Origin of the sequence: Pseudochrobactrum lubricantis, assembly GCF_041929865.1 — a bacterium.
GTDB classification, from domain to species: Bacteria; Pseudomonadota; Alphaproteobacteria; order Rhizobiales; family Rhizobiaceae; genus Pseudochrobactrum; species Pseudochrobactrum saccharolyticum.
The window spans coordinates 97,041-115,842 of sequence record NZ_JBHEEE010000003.1 but is presented as its reverse complement, the minus strand read 5'-3'; the positions used below and the strand labels follow the sequence as shown (position 1 = coordinate 115,842).

17 protein-coding genes, 2 tRNA genes and 2 pseudogenes are annotated in these 18,802 nt (G+C 46.7%); 8 read left to right on the top strand and 13 right to left on the bottom strand.

Annotated features, from left to right (window positions below; all coding sequences use genetic code 11):
• Positions 1 to 60: 60 nt before the first annotated feature.
• On the top strand, positions 61 to 993 hold the full coding sequence (locus tag JNC80_RS07705) for a DMT family transporter (protein WP_075655794.1): 933 nt from the start codon (positions 61 to 63) through the stop codon (positions 991 to 993).
• Between the two features lie 68 nt (positions 994 to 1,061).
• Here the strand turns inward: JNC80_RS07705 and lipB are convergent, their stop codons facing one another.
• The 3 genes from lipB to JNC80_RS07690 all read right to left on the bottom strand — a co-directional run bounded on the left by lipB (position 1,062) and on the right by JNC80_RS07690 (position 2,807).
• The gene (gene lipB, locus JNC80_RS07700) at positions 1,062 to 1,805 is read right to left on the bottom strand and encodes a lipoyl(octanoyl) transferase LipB (RefSeq protein ID WP_376709974.1); all 744 of its coding nucleotides are present in this window, start codon (positions 1,803 to 1,805) and stop codon (positions 1,062 to 1,064) included.
• Between the two features lie 180 nt (positions 1,806 to 1,985).
• Positions 1,986 to 2,312, bottom strand: coding sequence for a hypothetical protein (locus JNC80_RS07695; protein WP_376709973.1), 327 nt, complete (start codon positions 2,310 to 2,312; stop codon positions 1,986 to 1,988).
• A gap of 410 nt (positions 2,313 to 2,722) precedes the next feature.
• Positions 2,723 to 2,807, bottom strand: a tRNA-Leu gene (locus JNC80_RS07690).
• Positions 2,808 to 3,264: 457 nt separating this feature from the next.
• On the opposite strand from JNC80_RS07690, the gene JNC80_RS07685 reads away from it, so the two are divergent.
• Complete coding sequence (locus tag JNC80_RS07685) at positions 3,265 to 3,594, top strand: BRO-N domain-containing protein (protein WP_376710127.1); 330 nt, start codon at positions 3,265 to 3,267, stop codon at positions 3,592 to 3,594.
• A gap of 735 nt (positions 3,595 to 4,329) precedes the next feature.
• Positions 4,330 to 4,716 (top strand): hypothetical protein, encoded by a 387-nt coding sequence (locus JNC80_RS07680; protein ID WP_376709972.1) that lies wholly within the window; start codon positions 4,330 to 4,332, stop codon positions 4,714 to 4,716.
• A 260-nt stretch (positions 4,717 to 4,976) separates the two neighbouring features.
• On the opposite strand, the gene JNC80_RS07675 is transcribed toward JNC80_RS07680, so the two are convergent.
• From JNC80_RS07675 to JNC80_RS07660, 4 genes are all read right to left on the bottom strand, one after another.
• Positions 4,977 to 5,468, bottom strand: a complete 492-nt coding sequence (locus JNC80_RS07675; protein WP_376709971.1) for an RNase H family protein — start codon at positions 5,466 to 5,468, stop codon at positions 4,977 to 4,979.
• Positions 5,469 to 5,947: 479 nt separating this feature from the next.
• Positions 5,948 to 6,433 carry a hypothetical protein gene (locus JNC80_RS07670; RefSeq protein ID WP_376709970.1) on the bottom strand — a complete coding sequence of 162 codons (486 nt, stop codon included), beginning with the start codon at positions 6,431 to 6,433 and terminating at the stop codon, positions 5,948 to 5,950.
• Positions 6,434 to 7,087: 654 nt separating this feature from the next.
• Positions 7,088 to 7,483 carry a hypothetical protein gene (locus JNC80_RS07665; RefSeq protein WP_376709969.1) on the bottom strand — a complete coding sequence of 132 codons (396 nt, stop codon included), beginning with the start codon at positions 7,481 to 7,483 and terminating at the stop codon, positions 7,088 to 7,090.
• 198 nt (positions 7,484 to 7,681) lie between these two features.
• Positions 7,682 to 8,236 carry a recombinase family protein gene (locus JNC80_RS07660; RefSeq protein WP_376709968.1) on the bottom strand — a complete coding sequence of 185 codons (555 nt, stop codon included), beginning with the start codon at positions 8,234 to 8,236 and terminating at the stop codon, positions 7,682 to 7,684.
• A 163-nt stretch (positions 8,237 to 8,399) separates the two neighbouring features.
• Here JNC80_RS07660 and JNC80_RS07655 point away from each other — a divergent pair, with 163 nt between their 5' ends.
• The gene (locus tag JNC80_RS07655; protein WP_376709967.1) at positions 8,400 to 8,741 is read left to right on the top strand and encodes a hypothetical protein; all 342 of its coding nucleotides are present in this window, start codon (positions 8,400 to 8,402) and stop codon (positions 8,739 to 8,741) included.
• Positions 8,742 to 9,736: 995 nt separating this feature from the next.
• On the opposite strand, the gene JNC80_RS07650 is transcribed toward JNC80_RS07655, so the two are convergent.
• From JNC80_RS07650 to JNC80_RS07635, 4 genes and pseudogenes are all read right to left on the bottom strand, one after another.
• Positions 9,737 to 10,579 carry a hypothetical protein gene (locus tag JNC80_RS07650; RefSeq protein WP_376709966.1) on the bottom strand — a complete coding sequence of 281 codons (843 nt, stop codon included), beginning with the start codon at positions 10,577 to 10,579 and terminating at the stop codon, positions 9,737 to 9,739.
• 73 nt (positions 10,580 to 10,652) lie between these two features.
• A pseudogene (locus JNC80_RS07645) lies at positions 10,653 to 11,555 on the bottom strand (tyrosine-type recombinase/integrase); the annotation flags it as partial.
• 434 nt (positions 11,556 to 11,989) lie between these two features.
• Positions 11,990 to 12,074 (bottom strand) — tRNA-Leu (locus JNC80_RS07640).
• A 565-nt stretch (positions 12,075 to 12,639) separates the two neighbouring features.
• Positions 12,640 to 13,300, bottom strand: a pseudogene (locus tag JNC80_RS07635) (patatin-like phospholipase family protein); the annotation flags it as partial.
• 339 nt (positions 13,301 to 13,639) lie between these two features.
• Between JNC80_RS07635 and JNC80_RS07630 the strand changes: the two are divergent.
• Complete coding sequence (locus tag JNC80_RS07630; protein ID WP_022712291.1) at positions 13,640 to 14,317, top strand: outer membrane protein; 678 nt, start codon at positions 13,640 to 13,642, stop codon at positions 14,315 to 14,317.
• A 162-nt stretch (positions 14,318 to 14,479) separates the two neighbouring features.
• On the opposite strand, the gene hisI is transcribed toward JNC80_RS07630, so the two are convergent.
• Together hisI and folE are read right to left on the bottom strand one after the other, a co-directional pair.
• Positions 14,480 to 14,890: a phosphoribosyl-AMP cyclohydrolase gene (hisI, locus tag JNC80_RS07625; protein ID WP_376709965.1), complete on the bottom strand. Its 411-nt coding sequence runs from the start codon at positions 14,888 to 14,890 to the stop codon at positions 14,480 to 14,482.
• Entirely contained in the window at positions 14,887 to 15,498 is a 612-nt protein-coding gene (folE, locus tag JNC80_RS07620) for a GTP cyclohydrolase I FolE (RefSeq protein WP_116088007.1), read from the bottom strand. Before folE ends, hisI begins: the two co-directional genes overlap by 4 nt.
• Positions 15,499 to 15,869: 371 nt before the next feature.
• On the opposite strand from folE, the gene JNC80_RS07615 reads away from it, so the two are divergent.
• The 3 genes from JNC80_RS07615 to thrS all read left to right on the top strand — a co-directional run bounded on the left by JNC80_RS07615 (position 15,870) and on the right by thrS (position 18,795).
• A complete protein-coding gene (locus JNC80_RS07615) occupies positions 15,870 to 16,307 on the top strand; it encodes an iron-sulfur cluster assembly scaffold protein (protein ID WP_075655270.1) in 438 nt (145 codons plus the stop codon).
• A gap of 5 nt (positions 16,308 to 16,312) precedes the next feature.
• Positions 16,313 to 16,675 (top strand): membrane protein insertion efficiency factor YidD, encoded by a 363-nt coding sequence (gene yidD / locus JNC80_RS07610; protein WP_376709964.1) that lies wholly within the window; start codon positions 16,313 to 16,315, stop codon positions 16,673 to 16,675.
• A 152-nt stretch (positions 16,676 to 16,827) separates the two neighbouring features.
• Positions 16,828 to 18,795 (top strand): threonine--tRNA ligase, encoded by a 1,968-nt coding sequence (gene thrS / locus JNC80_RS07605; protein ID WP_075655266.1) that lies wholly within the window; start codon positions 16,828 to 16,830, stop codon positions 18,793 to 18,795.
• Positions 18,796 to 18,802: the final 7 nt, after the last annotated feature.

Genomic DNA, 18,802 nt, shown 5'->3' with positions numbered 1-18,802 from the left:
TATAAGCCGTGATGAGAACAGAGAATGAAATGAAGGCGGCTCTGCCGCAGGGGAATGAAAATGCAAGACCGGTTACAGCCGCATGTGCGCGGAATGATTACGATGATCTGTGCCATGCTTATTGTGCCGCTTATGGATGCAACCGGCAAATGGCTGGCAATGGAAGAGAATATTCCGCCTGCCACCATCAGTTTCATGCGTTTCTTTGTGCAGGGGCTGATTAGTTTAGGTGCAATTGTCCTGTTCAGTCGCGGACTTGGCCTTAAAACAGAGCATCTCTGGGGTAATCTGTTTCGTGGCTGCCTGCTTGCACTCGGCAGCCTGTGCTTTTTTACGGCGGTAAAATATATGCCGCTGGCCGATGCGCTGGCCGTGTTCTTTGTTGAACCGCTCATTCTCACAGTTCTTTCGATGATTTTTCTTAATGAGAAGGTGGGCTGGCGTCGTCTCAGTGCGGTGCTGGTTGGCCTGCTCGGAACCGTGATCGTGATTCAGCCAAGCTGGAGCGTGTTTGGCTGGGTATCGGTTCTGCCGATGATTTCAGCTTTTCTGTTTGCAGTTTATCTGGTGCTGAACCGTAAATTCGGCCTCAATGAGCGTCCCGTCGTCATGCAGCTTTATGCCGGTATCGGCGGCAGTATCATGGGGCTTGCTGTTATGATCTTCGGTGAGGCCGCGGCTATTCCGGATCTGCAATTTGTATTGCCTACCTCGCTGTTCCCGTGGTTCATGCTGATTATGATCGGCGTCTTTGCAGCCAGCGGCCATTTGCTGGTGGTGCAGGCATTTCAGCTGGCACCGGCATCTATTCTTGCGCCATTTCAATATGTCGAAATCGTTATGGCCGTGACCGTTGGGCTGATCTTCTTCGGGGATTTCCCAAGCCTGTCAAAGTGGTTCGGCATCGCCATTATTATCGGCTCCGGTATTTATGTTTTCATCCGCGAGCAAAAGCGCAGTGCCGAAGCGGAGAAGGCAATGCTTTCCGCATGAGCGAAAAAGAAAGGCGGTTCAAAAGCCGCCTTTATCATTTTAAAATAATATGTTGTTTGATGTTTTTGTTATTTCACATCACCAAAAACATCATTGAAACTTTGCTTCAACGCCACATCCAGATCATCCATCGAAACGGGTAATCCCAGATCGACAAGGCTGGTCACACCATGTTCGGCAATGCCGCAGGGAACAATACCGCCGAAATTTTCAAGCTGCGGTTCTACATTGATGGAAATGCCGTGAAAGCTGACCCAGCGACGCAAACGAATACCGATTGCAGCAATCTTGTCTTCAGCCATTGAGCCATCGGCGAGGCGAGGTTTTTCAGGGCGCATAACCCAGACACCCACGCGGTCTTCGCGGCGCTCACCTTTGACATTAAAGCTGTCAAGCGTGCGGATAATCCATTCTTCAAGTGCAGCCACAAAGGCACGAATATCTTCGCGGCGCCGTTTCAGATCCAGCATGACATAGGCCACGCGTTGCCCCGGGCCATGATAGGTAAACTCACCGCCGCGCCCCGTCTTGTAAACCGGAAAACGATCAGGTGAGAGCAGGTCTTCTTCGCGGGCACTGGTGCCTGCAGTATAAAGCGGCGGGTGTTCCACAAGCCAGACCAGCTCATTAGCTGTACCGTCACGAATGGCTGCGACGCGGGCTTCCATAAATGCTTCAGCATCCGGATAGGCTGTGAGGCCATCGGCAAGCAGCCATTCAACAGGCGGAGAGCCGTCAGCAGCCTGAAAACGTGCAGATAGATCATTACGGTTTGTCGCGGGGCGACTCTGTGCAGGGGAATTTTCTGTCATGATGGCATTCAGGTAGAGATTACAGCTCAAAAAATCCAGATGGCAAATTGACCGCTTTTATTTGAAAAGGCTCTACTCTGTGCGCATCAGATGTCGTAATGGCAAGAGCAACATCACTATCGCCATGTTGCTGTGTAAATGACGAAACTGCAGCAATGGGACACGGGTGTTGTGCAGGCTTTACTCTGTATCCTTTAGCCAATAATGCTCACGAATATTTTGAGCATTTTTAATCACGAATTCTGCAATTTGTGGGTCTCCGCCCTCAAATGTTTCAGGATCAGCGCCACACAGAAGTGCGAATAACTGCTGATGCGCTAAGGCGATATAATAATCCTGTGGCGGTGCATCTTCGTCGATTCCGGCTGCTTTTAATTCATTCGCCGTTTGTACATAGGCATCACTGAGAGATTCCTTGATCGCAAGCATCATCCTGCGCTCATTTTGTGCTTTGATGTCGGAGTATTTCTCTTCCATTGAAGGTGTCAGTGAGTTGCGGGTGCTCAAAGGGACTTCCTTAGCTTAAAGTGCAATAGTGATAATCAAGTCATAAAATATGCGGATGGTGAAATTGTGCCGCACCTTATCGATCACTAGTGCTTCGGTAAAGCGAGTCATTTTGCCCATAAAGGCTGCTGTCGCAGGCCTGTATCAGCGACGGTGTCAACGATCTGCTTATTGGCAACTATCGAAGAGGCTTAGCACTCATGCATATGCAGAGGAGGGCTCAGGTATGTTTTTTTATAAAAAAGGCCATCTCAACTAATCTGACAAGGTGAGGGGCTTGTTTCAAATTAGGAAGTAAAATCAATAGGTGTTTTAGAATAGAGGATAGAGGATAGAGGGGAAACGCATTTAATAAGCTTCAATAGATCGTTGCTATTGTTAGCTTTTTCTTCCTGATTGTAAGGAGAGAATGGTGCGGTCGAGAAGACTCGAACTTCCACGGGTTGCCCCACAGCGACCTCAACGCTGCGCGTCTACCAATTCCGCCACGACCGCACTGTGTGGTAGAAACCGAACTGCTTCGGTGAGCGCTGTTTAGCAAACCACTATTACACTGACAAGGGTCTTATATTCAATAATTTCAAACGGTTTCAGAGTTTCCTTAAGGTGACACTCGAATGATTGTTTTTCAGTCTTTGTGTTGTACTCTTTGGTCGTCTTGAATGTCAGCTAAGAGAAAAGCGCAGACAAGCCATTCAAAGGTAAATAGTTAGAAGTCGGCCACTGTGTACCTCGTGTGGTGCAAAATGTGTACCTCTGATTGAACCATTAGCAGCACTTATAGGGAACGCCAAGAGGTAATCAAACGCCCTCACAACCTTCAACTTCAACAGCAATGAAATTCGCGTAGTCACCATTGAAGACCAACCTTGGTTCGTGGCGGCAGACGTTTTGGATACGCTTGAATATCCTAAAGGCTCCAGAACATACCGCATGAAAATGCTTAATGTAGCTGAACAGGGGGGGCTCATTTATTAAGACCCCACAGGGCGGTAATGAGCCTAATCAAACGGTATCTGAAAGCGGTTTCTACAAGCTCGTAATGTGGTCAGACAAACCTCAGGCGCGGCCTTTCCAAGATTGGGTCACAGGAACAGTCCTTCCAGCTATCCGCAAAGATGGTGCTTACATCATGGGCGAAGAGAAGGTCGTGTCTGGTGAGATGGGCGAAGACGAGTTCGTTCTGAAAGCTATGATGATCTTGCAGGGCAAGGGTGTATTTTCAGAGGGGGCAGTAGCTTTTTTAAGAAATAGTCTGATTAAAAGAAGTTGTGCTAGCTGAGTGTAGCCGCGCAGCAGCAGTGAAATAAGATCGAAGCAGTCGTAAAAAACAGGTTCAAGCATTGGTTTGTGCAACAATGCAGAAGTCTCAAAGATTGTTTGTTAAATTGCTTAGAGAGACCGGTCACACTCACCCTGTGGAGCTTCAAAATCAAGAAATAGTCGATCTCGGCTAGGGTAATCGGATACGGGCTAGGTGCGTTATTGTGTAGCTATTTCAGCAGCTTAGGGTAAATATACCAATCATTCATTGGCCCACCCTCTGTAATAACCAAGCAGCGTCTATAATGGCGGGATGGTCATAGTTGCAAAGTTTTGCCATTCTTACCCATTTGTTAGGGTTGGTAGGAAAGAACATGGATTGCTTAATCAGCCCAGTGAGGAAATGTTCAAAAATTTGATCTTCTTCTTAATGTGATGCAATGAAATCCAATGCTGCTTGATGACTAAAAATACCAATCGGTTTTAGGAGGGAATAGAGCTCAGTCAGATCTATTAAAAATAATCTGAGCTGTTTGAATTCATCGTTGTTCAATACATACTCCTATAACATCCAGTAATTTCGTTATTGTATAGTGAAATTTCTATTTATTGAAAATAATGTTCATTCATGTAAATAGTTTTTGAGTTTATATTAAGGTTTTTCATAGTTCTGCTTGTTTTGCTGTGTTCCCTACATCAAGGCTTGCAGATCGGTAACTATAATCTGTAGATGTAGTACTAAGCAGAGGTCGGTATGGGATTGGCTATATCCTTTATTAAAAAACAAAATTATGTGTTTATGGTGCTCTGCTTGTCATTAGCTATATTTTCGCCAGAAAATGATTTTGCATTAGCTGGCACAGGTCTTCGAGCATTATCGATTAGCGAAGACACTAAAATTACCGAACAAGACGTTTCCGTTATTATAAAAAATGAAAAATTAGAGCTTGATATTTCATGGCAAAAGCTGAGACCAATTACATTCGATAATACGAATAAAACTGAATATATTAATTTTTTTGATGATTTAATACATAAGTGGGAGGGGTATGTAGAAGAGGCGGGGAAAGGCGATAGTAATGTTATTAATTTGCCTGATTTGAAATCGGATAACGGGGGACTCATCGCACATTTTTTATAAGATTAGCTGATGGGAAAGAGTTTTTTGACGGAAAACCTAGAGTTCGTTTGACATATTGCGACAATAATAATCACTGTCTCGGTGGGCAAATTCATTTCTATACAAAAGAGCAATTGATAATTTTAAGAAATATCATTCTTAAGAAGTTTTAAATTATTCATAGGGATTTTTGACTTTATTATAGGTTGTTTCTGAATGGGGGAGGAGAAGAACCCCGCACGGAAAATCATGCAGGGCACTTGAAGGGGAGATTGCATAGGTTACGTATCACGGAACTTATCGAGTTCTTTTTTAGCGAGTGCATGAGCAGCTTTCTTTGCCTGATTAACCTTATGGCCTTGCTCCCATTTCCATGACAGGGACAATCCTGTGGAGGTTTCGTCAAGTTGTAGCCATAATTTATAATTCTCAACCTGGGTTTTGCTGGTAGTTTTCCAACCGTTGTTCTTCCAGCGTTTTAGCCATTTATTCATGCCATCAATCACATATTTGCTATTGCAAACTAGGGTGATTGGTACGTTCAAACTACCGGTATGCTTTTCTCGCAGATGGCGCAGTGCTTCAATTGCGGCAGACATCCCCATTTGATTGCAGGACGTCATAGTGTTGCTAATATCTGATACTTTATCAATTAGGGGTGGCCGGTCTTTATTCCATCGTTCGATAGTTGCTGCGTAAGCTCCGGAACCTAGATTGCCTAGGTAGGAGCTACCAATGTAGATAATAATATGTGTGATTTCGTTGGTGGACATATTGTTGCTCCTTTCAAGGGCAGCATAAAGCAACCGCAAACGCGCAAAGTCATATGCACGGCGGTGATAATAGGGTGGTTTTGTGGGGTGTTTCGTGATGGCTTAGAATGTGCCGTACCGACTACGGACGACCTAAAGACCTACATTTAGCAATGCTGATTAAGGAGTGCGTAGTATGATACTGCACTATAAACACTTGCTTTCAGGGTATTCTCAGAGCTTGTTCCAGTGACCATTCAACATGAATAGCATTTGGAATGTATTGAGAAAGACAGGAAACAAGGGGCTTAATGGGAAGAACCTACGACCTATCTCATATGAAAGTATGTCTAAGGTTGGCCTGTTAAGGGTATAACAAAAGGGTCTTCTATATATAATAGCGGAAAGGTTGTGACGAAACCCTGTATTTGTAGGCTTTTTAGGTCGCTTTTTATTAATGAGGAGGTGACGCAATGGTTGTGAAACGAAGAGGAATAATCTCATTCCCAAGAGCCAAGAATAGGCCAGTTTGTTAGATGAGGGTGTCTACTTTTAATTTTTTTGCTAACAGCTTGCTGACTGCATCCTAACAGGGAAGCAATTCTAGATTGACTATAACCTTTTTTCAGTAATCGGCATACATCAGTTTCATCCGGATTGGTGGCTTCAAGGTTGGTCACAATTTTAACCATGCCTTCAGGCAAGATTACGTCAATACACAGCATAGCCCCCGTTCTGTCATGCTGAGGCTGTTTGTAAGTTCTGCCATAGCATTTTTGTCTTGCCATTCTTGTGAGGCGATGGCGTTCCCCTTTGTATTCTACAATACCAAGCTTTAAACAGCGTCGAATGAGGTCTTGCGTTGTCGTACCTACAAGGCGAGCCATAGCTGTATAAGTTAATACTCCTGTGTGCCATTTTCCTTCTGCATCGCGGATTTCACCGAGTACTGGATGTACGCATTTAGTATTTGAGAGTAGTTTCATTATATGTCCGGATTTTATTTGTGATCTGGTTGAGGCGTAAATTGTTGGCGCGAAGGTCTAATCTGTTTGCGCTGATGTAACTGACAACTTGTCGAGGTTGCGCGTTTAGTATCATTCGAGCGATTTGTACGAGGGTTGCACTGCCGTTCTGGTGCAATCTCGCACGAACGTAAAAGCGACCTTTTCCGTCACTATTCATGCACCATACTGGTGACACGCCCATATCAATCAAACGCTTGTAATCAATGGCATTTACAAGCGCGTAGTTCTCATTTCGATTGTCTAGCGGGACTTTGAGAACATCATTTCCAAAGCCGTCTATAAAGGGCAGAGGAGTTCGGTTCTGGTGCTGTTTTGTGTTTGGCCTAGGTGGTTTCATAAGCGCCTTTCGTGGATATGAAAAAGCCCCGCAAGGATGAACCAAGCGAGGCGATTAATGGTGGTCTTTGGGGTGTTAATTGTGTCACTTATATTCGTACAGACGGAATAAACAGACTCTCAGACACAAAAGGGACTGTGTAATAAACTATCGAAGATAGGGGGTAATCAATTTTCTATATATGCTCATTCCTCTAAAATGAGTCATATGCAGCGTTTTGCACCCATCCGTGGCCTCTTTTGGCTTGTCTTGATTGTCGTGTCTATGTGAGAGCTTTAGCTCTGTGGCTTATCTACTTTTTGCGTCTCTGTTGCTGGTAATTGCTTAATTAGTTTTCGGTCTTGCTTTTCAAGCTTGATGAGGTGTTTTCTTAAGGCATCGACGCCAGATAAAATTTCTAGACGGTCTTCACTGGATAGGTGTGCTATCGCCTCTCTTTGTTGCAAAAGGCTCCATTGAAATGCCTTTCCATTAGTCATAGGCCAACCATTCTTGCCTTCGACCATATCAAATATGGCTTCATTCAAAAATTCTAAGGCTTGGTAGAGATGCCATATGTGCGTCATACGTTTCTTTGGTGGACTGTTCTTTATGCTGGTAGCAAGTGCCTCACGTACACGCATAATGCTATTTCGCGGGTTTTCAACATTGGCGGTTGTGGTGTTCGACATTAGTAATCCTCATTAGCTTGAAGGTTGCCTAAAGCTACCATTGAGGATTCTTGTGATCCAATGCGTAATCAGAATCGCTTGATTCCGTTTTGGAATGAGATCGAGTGTTGCTAGGTCGGACATGCTGTGATTATGGAAGCATTTTCGTCCATATAAAATAACCCGCAATGAGTATCCATGCTGTTATGAATAAAGCCATTACACTGCTCCTGTAGAGCTTTGCAGCGCTCTATAAACAGCGGCACGACTGACATTCGTGACCTTCATAATCTCAGGTACTGTCTTTCCTGCCGCTTTCAAGGCTTGTATTGCAGCCTCATCAACTGTCTTCGGTCGACCTCCAGTTTCCCCCCTTGCCTTGGCTCTGGCTATGCCCTCTAGCTGGCGCTCCTTACGTAGTGCGGTCTCAAACTCTGCCATAGAAGCAAGAATACCAAACATGAGCTTTCCTGTTCGGGTGGTGGTATCAAGGGCGCTATCGTCTAGCACTTTGAAGCCGACACCTTTCTTGTCTAGCAGTTCAAGTATTTGATGTAGGTGCGCGGCAGAGCGAGCAAGGCGGTCTAGCTTCGTTATGATGAGGGTGTCACCGTCACGCACGAACTCCAGAGCTGCCGATAGTTCTGGCCTGTCTTTATCTAAGCCTGATTGCTTCTCACTGAATATCTTCTCAGCCCCTGCTGCTTGCAAGCGGTCAATCTGGCTGCTGTGGTCTTGTCCAAGGGAGCTGACACGGGCATAGGCAACAATCATGAGTGTCTCCGTATCTCTAAGAGTATTTAGAGACTGTTTTGAGACAGGTCAATCGGATTGTCTATAAAGTTTACTTTTGAGACTTCGTAGCGATCTCAATCTGATTGCAATACGCTGAACAATGGATAGAGAATTATGAATGTAGTCAGGGAGAGGAAAACCAATGAAGATTATGCTGGTAGCTGTAGTGGCAGCTTTTACACCTGTTCAGGCTTTTGCTTATTGCTCCGCTCCCTATGGCAGTGTCAGCTTTCCCGATACGCCAAGCAGCTTTCAAAAACCAAGTGTTCCGTATTGTCTATCGTCGTACTCTTATAGCGGTACTCATACGTGTGAGGAGTGGGAGATCACTAGCTATAAGAATGACGTAGATAACTATGTCAGGAAGCTTCAAGACTATGTTGATGAGTCATTTGAAGCAGCACGTAAGGCGGCTAGGCTGGCTGAGGAGGCGCAGGACTACGCTAAGTGCGAAGCTGCTGATGTTGCCCGACAACGCCAATGAGGGGCGCTGTGTGTGCTCGAGAAGGCAGCGGGGGGAAGCCTCTAAGCATTGACTGTTGAGTTCGGTGTCTCACATTTTTATGTCAGATTTAGATGGTATTGAAAAAGCGGCCATGATAAATTTGGGACATTTGTAGTGCTAAGCAAAATGACCGATATCGTCGTATTGGGTAGGGTGTTTAAAAAGATTAAGAGCATAAGGTTGCTAATTATCTGATTTTAAGATCTCCGCCATAGTGGCCTAATGGAGACTAGCCTTACACCAGACTATCTACCGCATTGAGGGTGAGTCAGCAGCGGCAGATAAAGCCTTGGCAATGTGGGGGCTGTGATTGTTATGGGGTGATTATGCGTTTTCGTAACCATAGCCGCCCATACAATTTATTTCTCTGTTAGTACTGTCTCAGTAACGAGACCCGTAACTGCGTCTACCTGAGTTATAACCGCCATAACTATTGCTGCGGGTAGTGCTACGGCTTCCATAGCTATATGAGTTATAGTTGTTACGGGGACGATAAGAAGGCGATACAGTTCCTCTCTGGCCTGTGTAGGGATTGACGTTCCCACGCGTAGAATAGTTATTGTATGTATTTCGATCAGGGCTTGTTCGATAATGCGGTGCTACATATGTTCCATTGCTGCGCGTGTATCCGCGTGTATATGTGTCAGCCATTGCTGATGAAGTAAAAGCAACGGCAGCTACTGCCATTAAGATGGTTCTAATTTTCATTGTTCTTCAAAGCCTTCATTAAGTAAATTTTCTTAAGTGACTTCTAAATGGCAGTAATAGGGTTATCAAGTGTTATTATAATTTAGATGTTTTAAAACGATTATCAAGCGGTTTTAACTTTGCATCGACCCTAATGATAATAGATCAAGCTACCTAAATATCAGCCATTTAATTTTTTAGGTGTTGGTCGAACGATTTAATCTCATTTCGGATATTTATTAGATACCGCAACGGCTATATATCATTGATATTAGCTATTATGTGGCTCAAAACTCTGCATCAAGCTCGATTGATTGTATGAATGGGCGGAGGTTGGTTTCTCGAATTAAATCGCTTTTTCCCCTAATGCTAAAAGTTAATCTGTGGGGCTTTGTGTTGTCCCGTAATTCAAAGCGATGATTTGGATTGGTGAGTTCTACTCGAACGTTTGGCGCAACTCGCATTACAACAGCAAAATACATTGTATAATGGCCTGACTGATTGGGGCCATCGATAATAATTTCAGAGTTTCCATGGCCTTGAACGTACGCTAACTCTGCTTCGTTCTTTCCGATGCGCTGACTTGTAAAGAGTTGCTGCGGAGCAGCGTAAACAAAGTGCAGAGGAGTTGGAGGGGATAGATCGTGCAGTATAGGATGCAGCCAAAGCGAAAAATCTCGAAAATCGAAACGAACTCCTCCTAGCTCCGAGAAACCAGTAGGGGTGAATGTTACGGCGAATGTAAAGCGATTTTCATGGTTGATTGGAATTATGTAATTTGCTGTTTCGCTATCCATGCCCCCTTCGTATATGTCGAGTAGCGTGCAAGATGGGATGGAGATTGCGAGCACGGTATTAGCTACGGTGATATCAACCAAGGGTTCAAAGTAGGATGGTGGTGATGATACCAAACCGTGATAATTTACCCTGCCTGTAGTGTGATAGGATAGTTTTCTTGAGCTTTTGGGAGCAGGAGCAGGAGTGTAAACTGTTTCATTTGCCTTTTTCACGAGTCTACTAGTTGGCTCTTGTACATGTCGGTCAAGTGAGATGTATATCGACCCATCTTTTTGGTGTTGTATATCTAGAAGACGGTAAAGTTTAGTCAGGTGCTGAATAAGCAGCTTCACAGCGTGTTTTCCTTATTCGTTTAAAGAATAATTGTTGTACGTTCAGATAGCATGATCATCTAGGTTGATTTAGTCATTTACCATTTACACTAATTAATGCCTTATATGCCATCTCGAGCCGTACCTCTGCACCACCATAACGCTCACTCATACCACCGCTTGAATGTCCGAGAACAAGGTTTCTATCAAACTCCGACACGCCAGCTCGTGTTAGCTTGTCCTCCATGCCGTGACGGAGTGAATGGACGGTGTGTTTTGGATTGTCAGAAACAGCTCTTAGGTGCTTCATGAGGGCTGCTGAGGCGCTATCAGCTCCGCGCACACGACCATAGCGAGGGAATAGAAAGACGCTACCTGTGGAGTCCCTCAGGGCGTTTTGAGCTGCTTTCAATGCACTTCCTACAAGCGGCACTCTACGAATTGAGCCGTTTGTCTTGAGTCGTCTGTGGTTATGGAATATCAAATCAATGTAGGGAATTTGATTTTCTGTATGAACATCTGATTTGAGTAGGCCGGTCACTTCACCAAGGCGGCAGCCCGTACCTTCGACCATTTGCCATATGTTCCATATGTCGGGTGCTGCATGAGTAGAAAGACGCTCCTGCATGGCTGTTAAGACCTCGGCAGGAAGTGGGTCTCTCTCCTCTCTGGCTACTGTATCAATCTTGATTGGCAGATTGAGAAACGGGTTTATTGCTCCCCGTATATCGAACTCCCTGAGACCAAGGTTCACCATAGCGCTTACATCGCACAGGTAGCGTTTCACTGTTATCGGAGTCATGTTGAGCTCTGTGAGCATTCTGTCACGCACTTCACGGGCATCTTTACGTGTGATCTGCGAGAGTGGGCAGTCAGGCTTAATGATAGCGTGAAGATGAGTCATAACGCGCTCTAAACGGGCAGTTTTATGGTGCTCGTTTATATCCCCGATAATCCGCTCTTGCAGGTATAGCTGCTTAGCATCCGCTAATATCGGCTTGTAGCGCTCTGTTGCAATGCCCTTGAGTGGAGGCTTTGGGGCTTGCTCTGCGGAGGTGTGGTCTCGGTAAGGCGAAGTAATGCGCTGCTCAAATGGCGCAGTGTCAGGGCTTGAGGGATGCTCGTTTGCGAATGATTCTTTAGGTGGGTGTTTGTCACTGCTGGTCAGGCGTTCAAACTCAGCATGGACATGCGACCAATTACGTAGAGCTTCACGTCGAGTGTCACCAAGTAGTCTTTTGAATTCACTTTGAGGGAAGGCTGTCTGGGCTGCTTTAGGAACCCTACGGCGATAATGCCAAGTGCCAGCATTTGTCAGGACTACGTATTTCAGCGACAAACCCATTGTGTACTTCCTGTGTACTCGAATGTGTACCTGAGAAGTGCTGAAACTGTTATGTTATTGAAATATAAGGGGCAATAAAAGCCAAATGGTGCGGTCGAGAAGACTCGAACTTCCACGGGTTGCCCCACAGCGACCTCAACGCTGCGCGTCTACCAATTCCGCCACGACCGCACTGTGTGGTAGAAACCGAATTGCTTCGGTGAGGGCGATGTAGCAAATCACTATTGCAGTGACAAGCCAAATTATTCGTTTCATTGCATTTTTTTAAAAGTAATTCACAGAAGCCCGTTTTTCTCCCGCAAAACCGCGTTTTTATAATCCCTTCAATAGGATGAAGCGGGGCTATTTTCTTCACTGGGTAGTTAGTTCGCCATATTTTCCGGAATCAAACTGTCAAAAAACTGAAAAGATTCGTCTTTTGAGCCGGAATTTTTGATTCAAAAGATTACGCGTTGCAGTCTTTCAATATTTTCCAGCTGTTTACGGGTTTCCTGATAGCCAATATCAATAGTTTCAGCCGCGCGGTGAAACTCGGTCAGGCCGATATGGCCGATGCTTGGCATCAAAGCGATGTCCGGCGGATCGCCGGCCATACGGGCGCGCGAGATTCTGTCCTGTATAATATTGAAAGCGTCCATCATGACGCCGGTTATGCCCAAGCGTGATTCATGGCTTATTACCCCTGCCTGAGCAGGGTTGATGGTATCCTCCTGTCCGGCGCGTGCAGGGCTGGTATATTTTACAACGGCTGCGCGGCCGAACTGGTCATAGTTGAGATTGACGGCCAGAACCAATTGCTGCTCATAGGCGCGGCATACGGAAACGGGAACCGGATTGACCAATGCACCGTCCACAAGCAGCCGGTGGTCGTAACGGATCGGTTCAAAAACGCCCGGCAATGCATAAGAGGCGCGCATTGCCATTATAAGTGAGCCGGTGGAGAGCCAGATTTCGTGACCCGTGCGTAATTCAGTAGCCACAGCCACATAAGGACAGGGCAAGTCATCAATATTCAATCCGTCGAGATGCTGGTGCAATTTGCGATCCAGTTTCATGCCTCCGAATAATCCGCTGCCACGAAATGTAATATCCATCAGGCTGAACATGCGTCTGCGTGTAAGGGAGCGTGCAAACTCTTCCAGCTCATCTAGTTTTCCTGCCAGATAGCAGCCGCCCACAAGTGCCCCTATTGAGGTGCCTGCAATCATAGATATTTTGATATTGGCTTCATTCAGTGCGCGTAATACGCCGATATGTGCCCATCCGCGTGCCGAACCGCCGCCTAAAGCAAGAGCAATTGGCTGGGGTGTTTTAAGAATAACAGGTTTGGGAATTTCCGCCTGAGCCGGTGCATTGGCAGCAGCAGTTGTGCGGCGGCGCGGTACCCATGAAAGCATGCAATATCTCCCGAATATACCTGTGTTTGCAACCAGAATACAGGAACAAGTATATTCAGACTATGGCTTTCATGCGATGGCTGTGCAAGGCAATTTATGCAGTTATAAATTGCAGAAAACGCACAAAATAATATGAATTATGTAAATTTAATGTAATTTTAATTATTATTAATTGTCAATTAAGTAATTATATTGAAGTTTATTTGTGTTTACTTTGATTTTTCAAATTAACGCAATAGTAACCATAAGTTCTTCTGAATATACGTGTTGCAATATTGTTACAGCATTTTTGTCCGGTTGGTGTAAAACAAGATCAAGAAAGATTTTTGAGGTTCTCCCATGTTTAATAAAGTCATCCTCGCTGCTTCCGCAGCTGTTCTGTTCTCCGGCACTGCAATGGCTGCAGACGCTATCGTTTACAACGAACCTGCACCAGCCGTTGAAGTGAATACCTTCAGCTGGGAAGGCGGTTATGTTGGTGCCAATGCCGGTTACGGTTTTGGTAAAATGAAAGAAGACGGCGTCAGCATCAAGCCACGTGGCTTTGTTGGTGGTGTGCAGGCTGGTTACAACTGGCAGTTCGATCAGGTTGTTGCCGGTATCGAAGCTGACTTCCAGGGCTCGACCATGAAGAAATCGGTTGATTTCTATGATGCAGCCGGCGCTTACGAAGGCACTGTAAAAGGTAAAGTCCAGTGGTTCGGTACTGTTCGCGGTCGTCTGGGGGCAGACATTGCTGAACGCACCATGCTCTACGGTACAGCCGGTCTTGCTTACGGTAAAGTGAAGATCGAAGGTTATGATGCTGCTCAGGATGTGTCTGAAAGCGCTTCCAAGACCCGCGCTGGCTGGACTGCCGGTGCCGGTGTAGAACACGCCTTCACTGACAACGTAACTCTGAAGACAGAATATCTCTACACTGATCTGGGCAAAGTTAAGTTCAGCGACGGTGCAGATGTATCCAAAGTTAAAACCAACTTCCACACTGTGCGCGTTGGTGTAAACTACAAGTTCTGATAATCTGACGGGAGGTGAAGGACGCCTCTCATGTCTTCAAGATTTCTTTCGCCGGATTTGATATTTGGCGAAAGAACCGTCCTCCAGACAAAAAGCCCTGCGTAATTAATATTACGCAGGGCTTTTGTGTTTCGTATCAAACAATAAAACTAATAGTTTGATTTATTTATGTAAAATGACGTTGTTGCCTGAAATGTCTACCGTGCGATAAAAGCAGGAGTGACGATCTGTGTGGCATGTCGGGCCATTACCGGCAACTCTGACCTTGAGCCACAGGGCATCCTGATCGCAGTCTGTGCGCATCTCAATAACAGTCTGCAGATTGCCGGAGGTTTCGCCTTTCTTCCAAAGCGACTTGCGTGACCGCGACCAGTAATGGGCAATGCCGGTTTCCAGTGTCAGCCGCAAAGCTTCGCTGTTCATATGCGCAACCATCAGCAATTCGCCGTCATCCGCACTTGTCACAACTGCGGTTATCAGACCTGAACTGTCAAAGCGGGGCGCAAAGACAGCACCTTCTTCGGTGCTGTGCTTGTCGGTCTGTGCAGGGAAATCGGCAGGCAATTCGGTCATGAACCGCTCCGCAGCATGGTCATGAACCGAACCTGATTGGCAACATCCTGTTCAAAAGCGCCTGTAAAGGTGGTCGTCAATGTGGTTGATCCCTGTTTGCGAATACCGCGCATAGCCATGCACATATGTTCCGCTTCAATCAATACAGCAACGCCGAGGGGTTTGAGAATATTCTGAATGCTGTGAGCAATCTGCGCAGTCATGCTTTCCTGTGTTTGCAGGCGATGGGCAAACATATCAACAACACGTGCAATTTTCGACAGGCCGACAACAGAACCATTCGGCAGATAGCCGATATGTGCCTTGCCGATAATCGGCACCATATGATGTTCGCAATGCGAGAAGAACTTGATGTCTTTGATGAGAACCATGTCTTTGTAGCCGGCAACTTCTTCAAAAACAGTGCCGAGTTCTTCTTCCGGAGACTGATGATAGCCGGAAAACAGTTCTTTATAGGCTTTTGCCACGCGTTTCGGGGTTTCAAGCAACCCTTCGCGCGACGGATCTTCTCCCATCCAGAGCAGCAATGTTTTTACAGCGGCCTCTGCTTCAGCCTTTGTCGGGCGTGCAACATTGCTGGTCTGTGAATCGGAAATGTGCTTGTTCATATCGAGCTCCCGTAGTCTCTCTCTGTGGAGAGACGAGTTAAACGGACACTGTTACGAAGCTTGCTCAGGCGGTAATCTTAGCTGTACCGCTGAAGGCTTGGCATTTATGTCGGGGCAGTTATCTGGCGTTTTGCAGAATACAGCCAAAGGCCTGCTCTGCCTGTTTGCATTGACTGTCGCGGAAATATCCGCAAAAGGCAAATGCCTGTCCTATATAAAGTATGTCGAAGATATTAAAAGAGCAAAGACAGCCGATTTATGTCGTATTTCGGTTGTGCTATTCTCTATAGCGGCTTGAAATGAAATATTTATATAGCCACTTATACAATCATGTCCGGCAATGCGCCGGAACATGCTGAAGGAGAAACCGGATGATCAATGATATGTATAATGCCCGGATTCTCGAATTTGCCGGTAACATTCCACATATTGGTCGTCTTCAGTCGCCGGATGCAACAGCTAAGGCACATTCAAAACTTTGTGGTTCTACAGTGATTGTCGATCTCAAAGTCAGAGATGGCATTGTCGTAGATTTCGCGCATGAGGTAAAGGCTTGTGCTTTGGGGCAGGCGACCTCCTCGGTGATGGCACGCCATATTATCGGCTCAACAGAAGCTGAACTGCGTGAATTGCAGGCGCAAATGACTGCAATGCTGAAAGACAACGGCGCACCACCTGAAGGGCGTTTTGAAGATTTGCGTTTTTTCGAGCCGGTGCGTGACTATAAAGCCCGTCATGCATCCACTTTGCTAACATTTGACGCTGTTGTTGACTGTCTGGATCAGATTGCCGCAAAAGCTGCCGTGTAAGCGATATGTGCCCGCAGCCTGAAACCAAACCCCGCAAAAAATACAGCCGTAACTATCAGGGCGCATGGCGCAAGACACCGGATCGTTTGTTGGGAACAGGGCTTGTACGGCTTTATCAGCTGACTTTATCGGGTTTTATCGGTAATTCCTGCCGCCATATGCCAACCTGTTCCGAATATGCCTATGAGGCTATTGCCCGTTACGGTTTGTGGACCGGCGGCTGGATGGGCTTGTTTCGTGTTATGCGTTGCGGGCCGCTCGGCACCTGCGGCATAGATCGCGTGCCGGAAGCGCTGGAGCCGTGCTATAAATGGTATTTTCCGTGGCGTTATTGGCACATTTCGGCTGCAAAACCCGATAATGACTAAGCTTTTACGGGGTAAAGGTTTATTTCCCCGTTTAGATTGATTATAGAGACGCTGCCGGTCGCATCTGCACTTCGTTTTGCAGGAGCCGGAAAGCTTTTATTTTGCTCTAAATAACCACCCGCAATCGTTGGCGGGACTGGATGAGGATGACAATGTCTGATCTTATTACTCTCGAATTTCCCGACGGCTCACAGCGCGAATATGATCCGGCCATGACCGGTCTGGCGCTTGCCGAATCCATCTCCAAATCACTGGCCAAGAAGTCTGTCGCCTATGCGGTTGACGGCACCGTGCGTGATTTGTCCGAGCCGCTTGGCGCATCAGGCAAAGTCGAGATTCTCACCCGTGAAGATCCGCGCGCGCTGGAGCTGATCCGCCACGACTGCGCCCACGTTCTGGCTGAGGCTGTGCAGGAGCTTTTCCCTGGCACGCAGGTCACAATCGGACCGGTTATCGAAAACGGCTTCTATTATGACTTCGCCCGCAATGAGCCTTTCACGCCCGATGACCTGCCGGTTATCGAGAAGAAAATGCGTGAAATCATTGCCCGCAACAAGTCGTTCACACGCGAAGTCTGGACACGCGAAAAAGCCAAGCAGGTTTTCTCTGATAAGGGTGAATCCTATAAGGTTGAGCTGATTGACGCGATCCCTGAAGGTCAGGATCTGAAGATCTATTATCAGGGCGACTGGTTCGATCTTTGCCGTGGTCCGCATATGGCCTCCACAGGTCAGATCGGCAATGCGTTCAAGCTGATGAAAGTTGCCGGTGCTTATTGGCGCGGTGACAGCAACAATCCGATGCTGACCCGTATTTACGGTACAGCCTTCGCGAATGATGCTGATCTGCAGCAATATCTGACAATGCTGGAAGAAGCTGAAAAGCGCGATCATCGCCGCCTTGGCCGTGAAATGGATCTGTTCCATTTTCAGGAAGAAGGTCCGGGCGTTGTGTTCTGGCATTCCAAGGGCTGGCGCATGTTCCAGAGCCTTGTCAGCTATATGCGCCGCCGTCTCGACGATCATGGCTATCAGGAAGTCAACGCACCGCAGGTGCTGGATAAATCCCTTTGGGAAACATCCGGTCACTGGGGCTGGTATAAAGACAACATGTTCAAGGTCACCACTGCCGGTGATGACACTGAAGATGACCGCGTTTTCGCGCTAAAGCCGATGAACTGCCCGGGTCATGTGCAGATTTTCAAACATGGTTTGAAATCCTATCGCGATCTGCCGATCAAAATGGCGGAATTCGGTAATGTGCACCGTTATGAGCCATCCGGTGCACTGCATGGCCTGATGCGCGTTCGCGGCTTTACGCAGGATGATGCGCACATCTTCTGTACAGATGAACAGATGGCTGATGAATGCCTGCGCATTAACGACCTGATCCTCTCGACTTATGCCGATTTCGGTTTTGATCAGATCACCGTCAAGCTCTCCACACGTCCTGAAAAGCGCGTGGGTGATGATGCGCTGTGGGATCGTGCGGAAAGCGTTATGGGCGAAGTGCTCAAGACAATTGAAGCCAATTCCGGCGGCCGCATCAAAACCGGCATTCTGCCAGGTGAGGGTGCGTTCTACGGACCTAAGTTCGAATATACGCTGAAAGACGCGATCGGTCGTGAATGGCAGTGCGGTACAACGCAGGTTGACTTCAACCTGCCGGAACGCTTCGGTGCATTCTATATCGACAACAATTCCGAGAAGCAGCAGCCGGTTATGATTCACCGCGCTATCTGTGGCTCGATGGAGCGTTTCCTCGGTATTCTGATCGAGAACTTTGCCGGTCATATGCCGCTGTGGTTCGCACCAATTCAGGTTGTTGTGGCAACGATCACTTCGGAAGCGGATGAATATGGTCAGGAAGTTGCTAACTTGTTCAAAAAAGCAGGCTTGCAGGTGACAACTGACTTCCGCAACGAGAAGATCAACTACAAGGTGCGTGAGCACTCGCTGCAGAAAGTGCCGGTTATTCTGGTGCTTGGTAAGCGTGAAGCAGAAGAGCGTACAGTGAATGTACGTCGTCTCGGCTCCCGCGACCAGACACCAATGTCGCTGGATGAAGCACTGAGCTCATTGCGCGAAGAGGCAACACCGCCGGATCTTCGCCGCGCATAATCGATAT

Coding starts and splice junctions, on each gene's coding strand:
- JNC80_RS07705 (WP_075655794.1), top strand. CDS start 61: ATGCAAGACCGGTTACAGCCGCATGTGCGCGGAATGATTACGATGATC.
- JNC80_RS07615 (WP_075655270.1), top strand. CDS start 15,870: ATGATCAATGATATGTATAATGCCCGGATTCTCGAATTTGCCGGTAAC.
- JNC80_RS07660 (WP_376709968.1), bottom strand. CDS start 8,236: ATGATTGTTGCCTATGCCCGTGTCAGCTCCCTTGGACAAGACCACAGC.
- JNC80_RS07680 (WP_376709972.1), top strand. CDS start 4,330: ATGGGATTGGCTATATCCTTTATTAAAAAACAAAATTATGTGTTTATG.
- JNC80_RS07655 (WP_376709967.1), top strand. CDS start 8,400: ATGAAGATTATGCTGGTAGCTGTAGTGGCAGCTTTTACACCTGTTCAG.
- JNC80_RS07670 (WP_376709970.1), bottom strand. CDS start 6,433: ATGAAACTACTCTCAAATACTAAATGCGTACATCCAGTACTCGGTGAA.
- folE (WP_116088007.1), bottom strand. CDS start 15,498: ATGAACAAGCACATTTCCGATTCACAGACCAGCAATGTTGCACGCCCG.
- yidD (WP_376709964.1), top strand. CDS start 16,313: ATGTGCCCGCAGCCTGAAACCAAACCCCGCAAAAAATACAGCCGTAAC.
- thrS (WP_075655266.1), top strand. CDS start 16,828: ATGTCTGATCTTATTACTCTCGAATTTCCCGACGGCTCACAGCGCGAA.
- lipB (WP_376709974.1), bottom strand. CDS start 1,805: ATGACAGAAAATTCCCCTGCACAGAGTCGCCCCGCGACAAACCGTAAT.
- JNC80_RS07675 (WP_376709971.1), bottom strand. CDS start 5,468: ATGTCCACCAACGAAATCACACATATTATTATCTACATTGGTAGCTCC.
- hisI (WP_376709965.1), bottom strand. CDS start 14,890: ATGACCGAATTGCCTGCCGATTTCCCTGCACAGACCGACAAGCACAGC.
- JNC80_RS07630 (WP_022712291.1), top strand. CDS start 13,640: ATGTTTAATAAAGTCATCCTCGCTGCTTCCGCAGCTGTTCTGTTCTCC.
- JNC80_RS07665 (WP_376709969.1), bottom strand. CDS start 7,483: ATGTCGAACACCACAACCGCCAATGTTGAAAACCCGCGAAATAGCATT.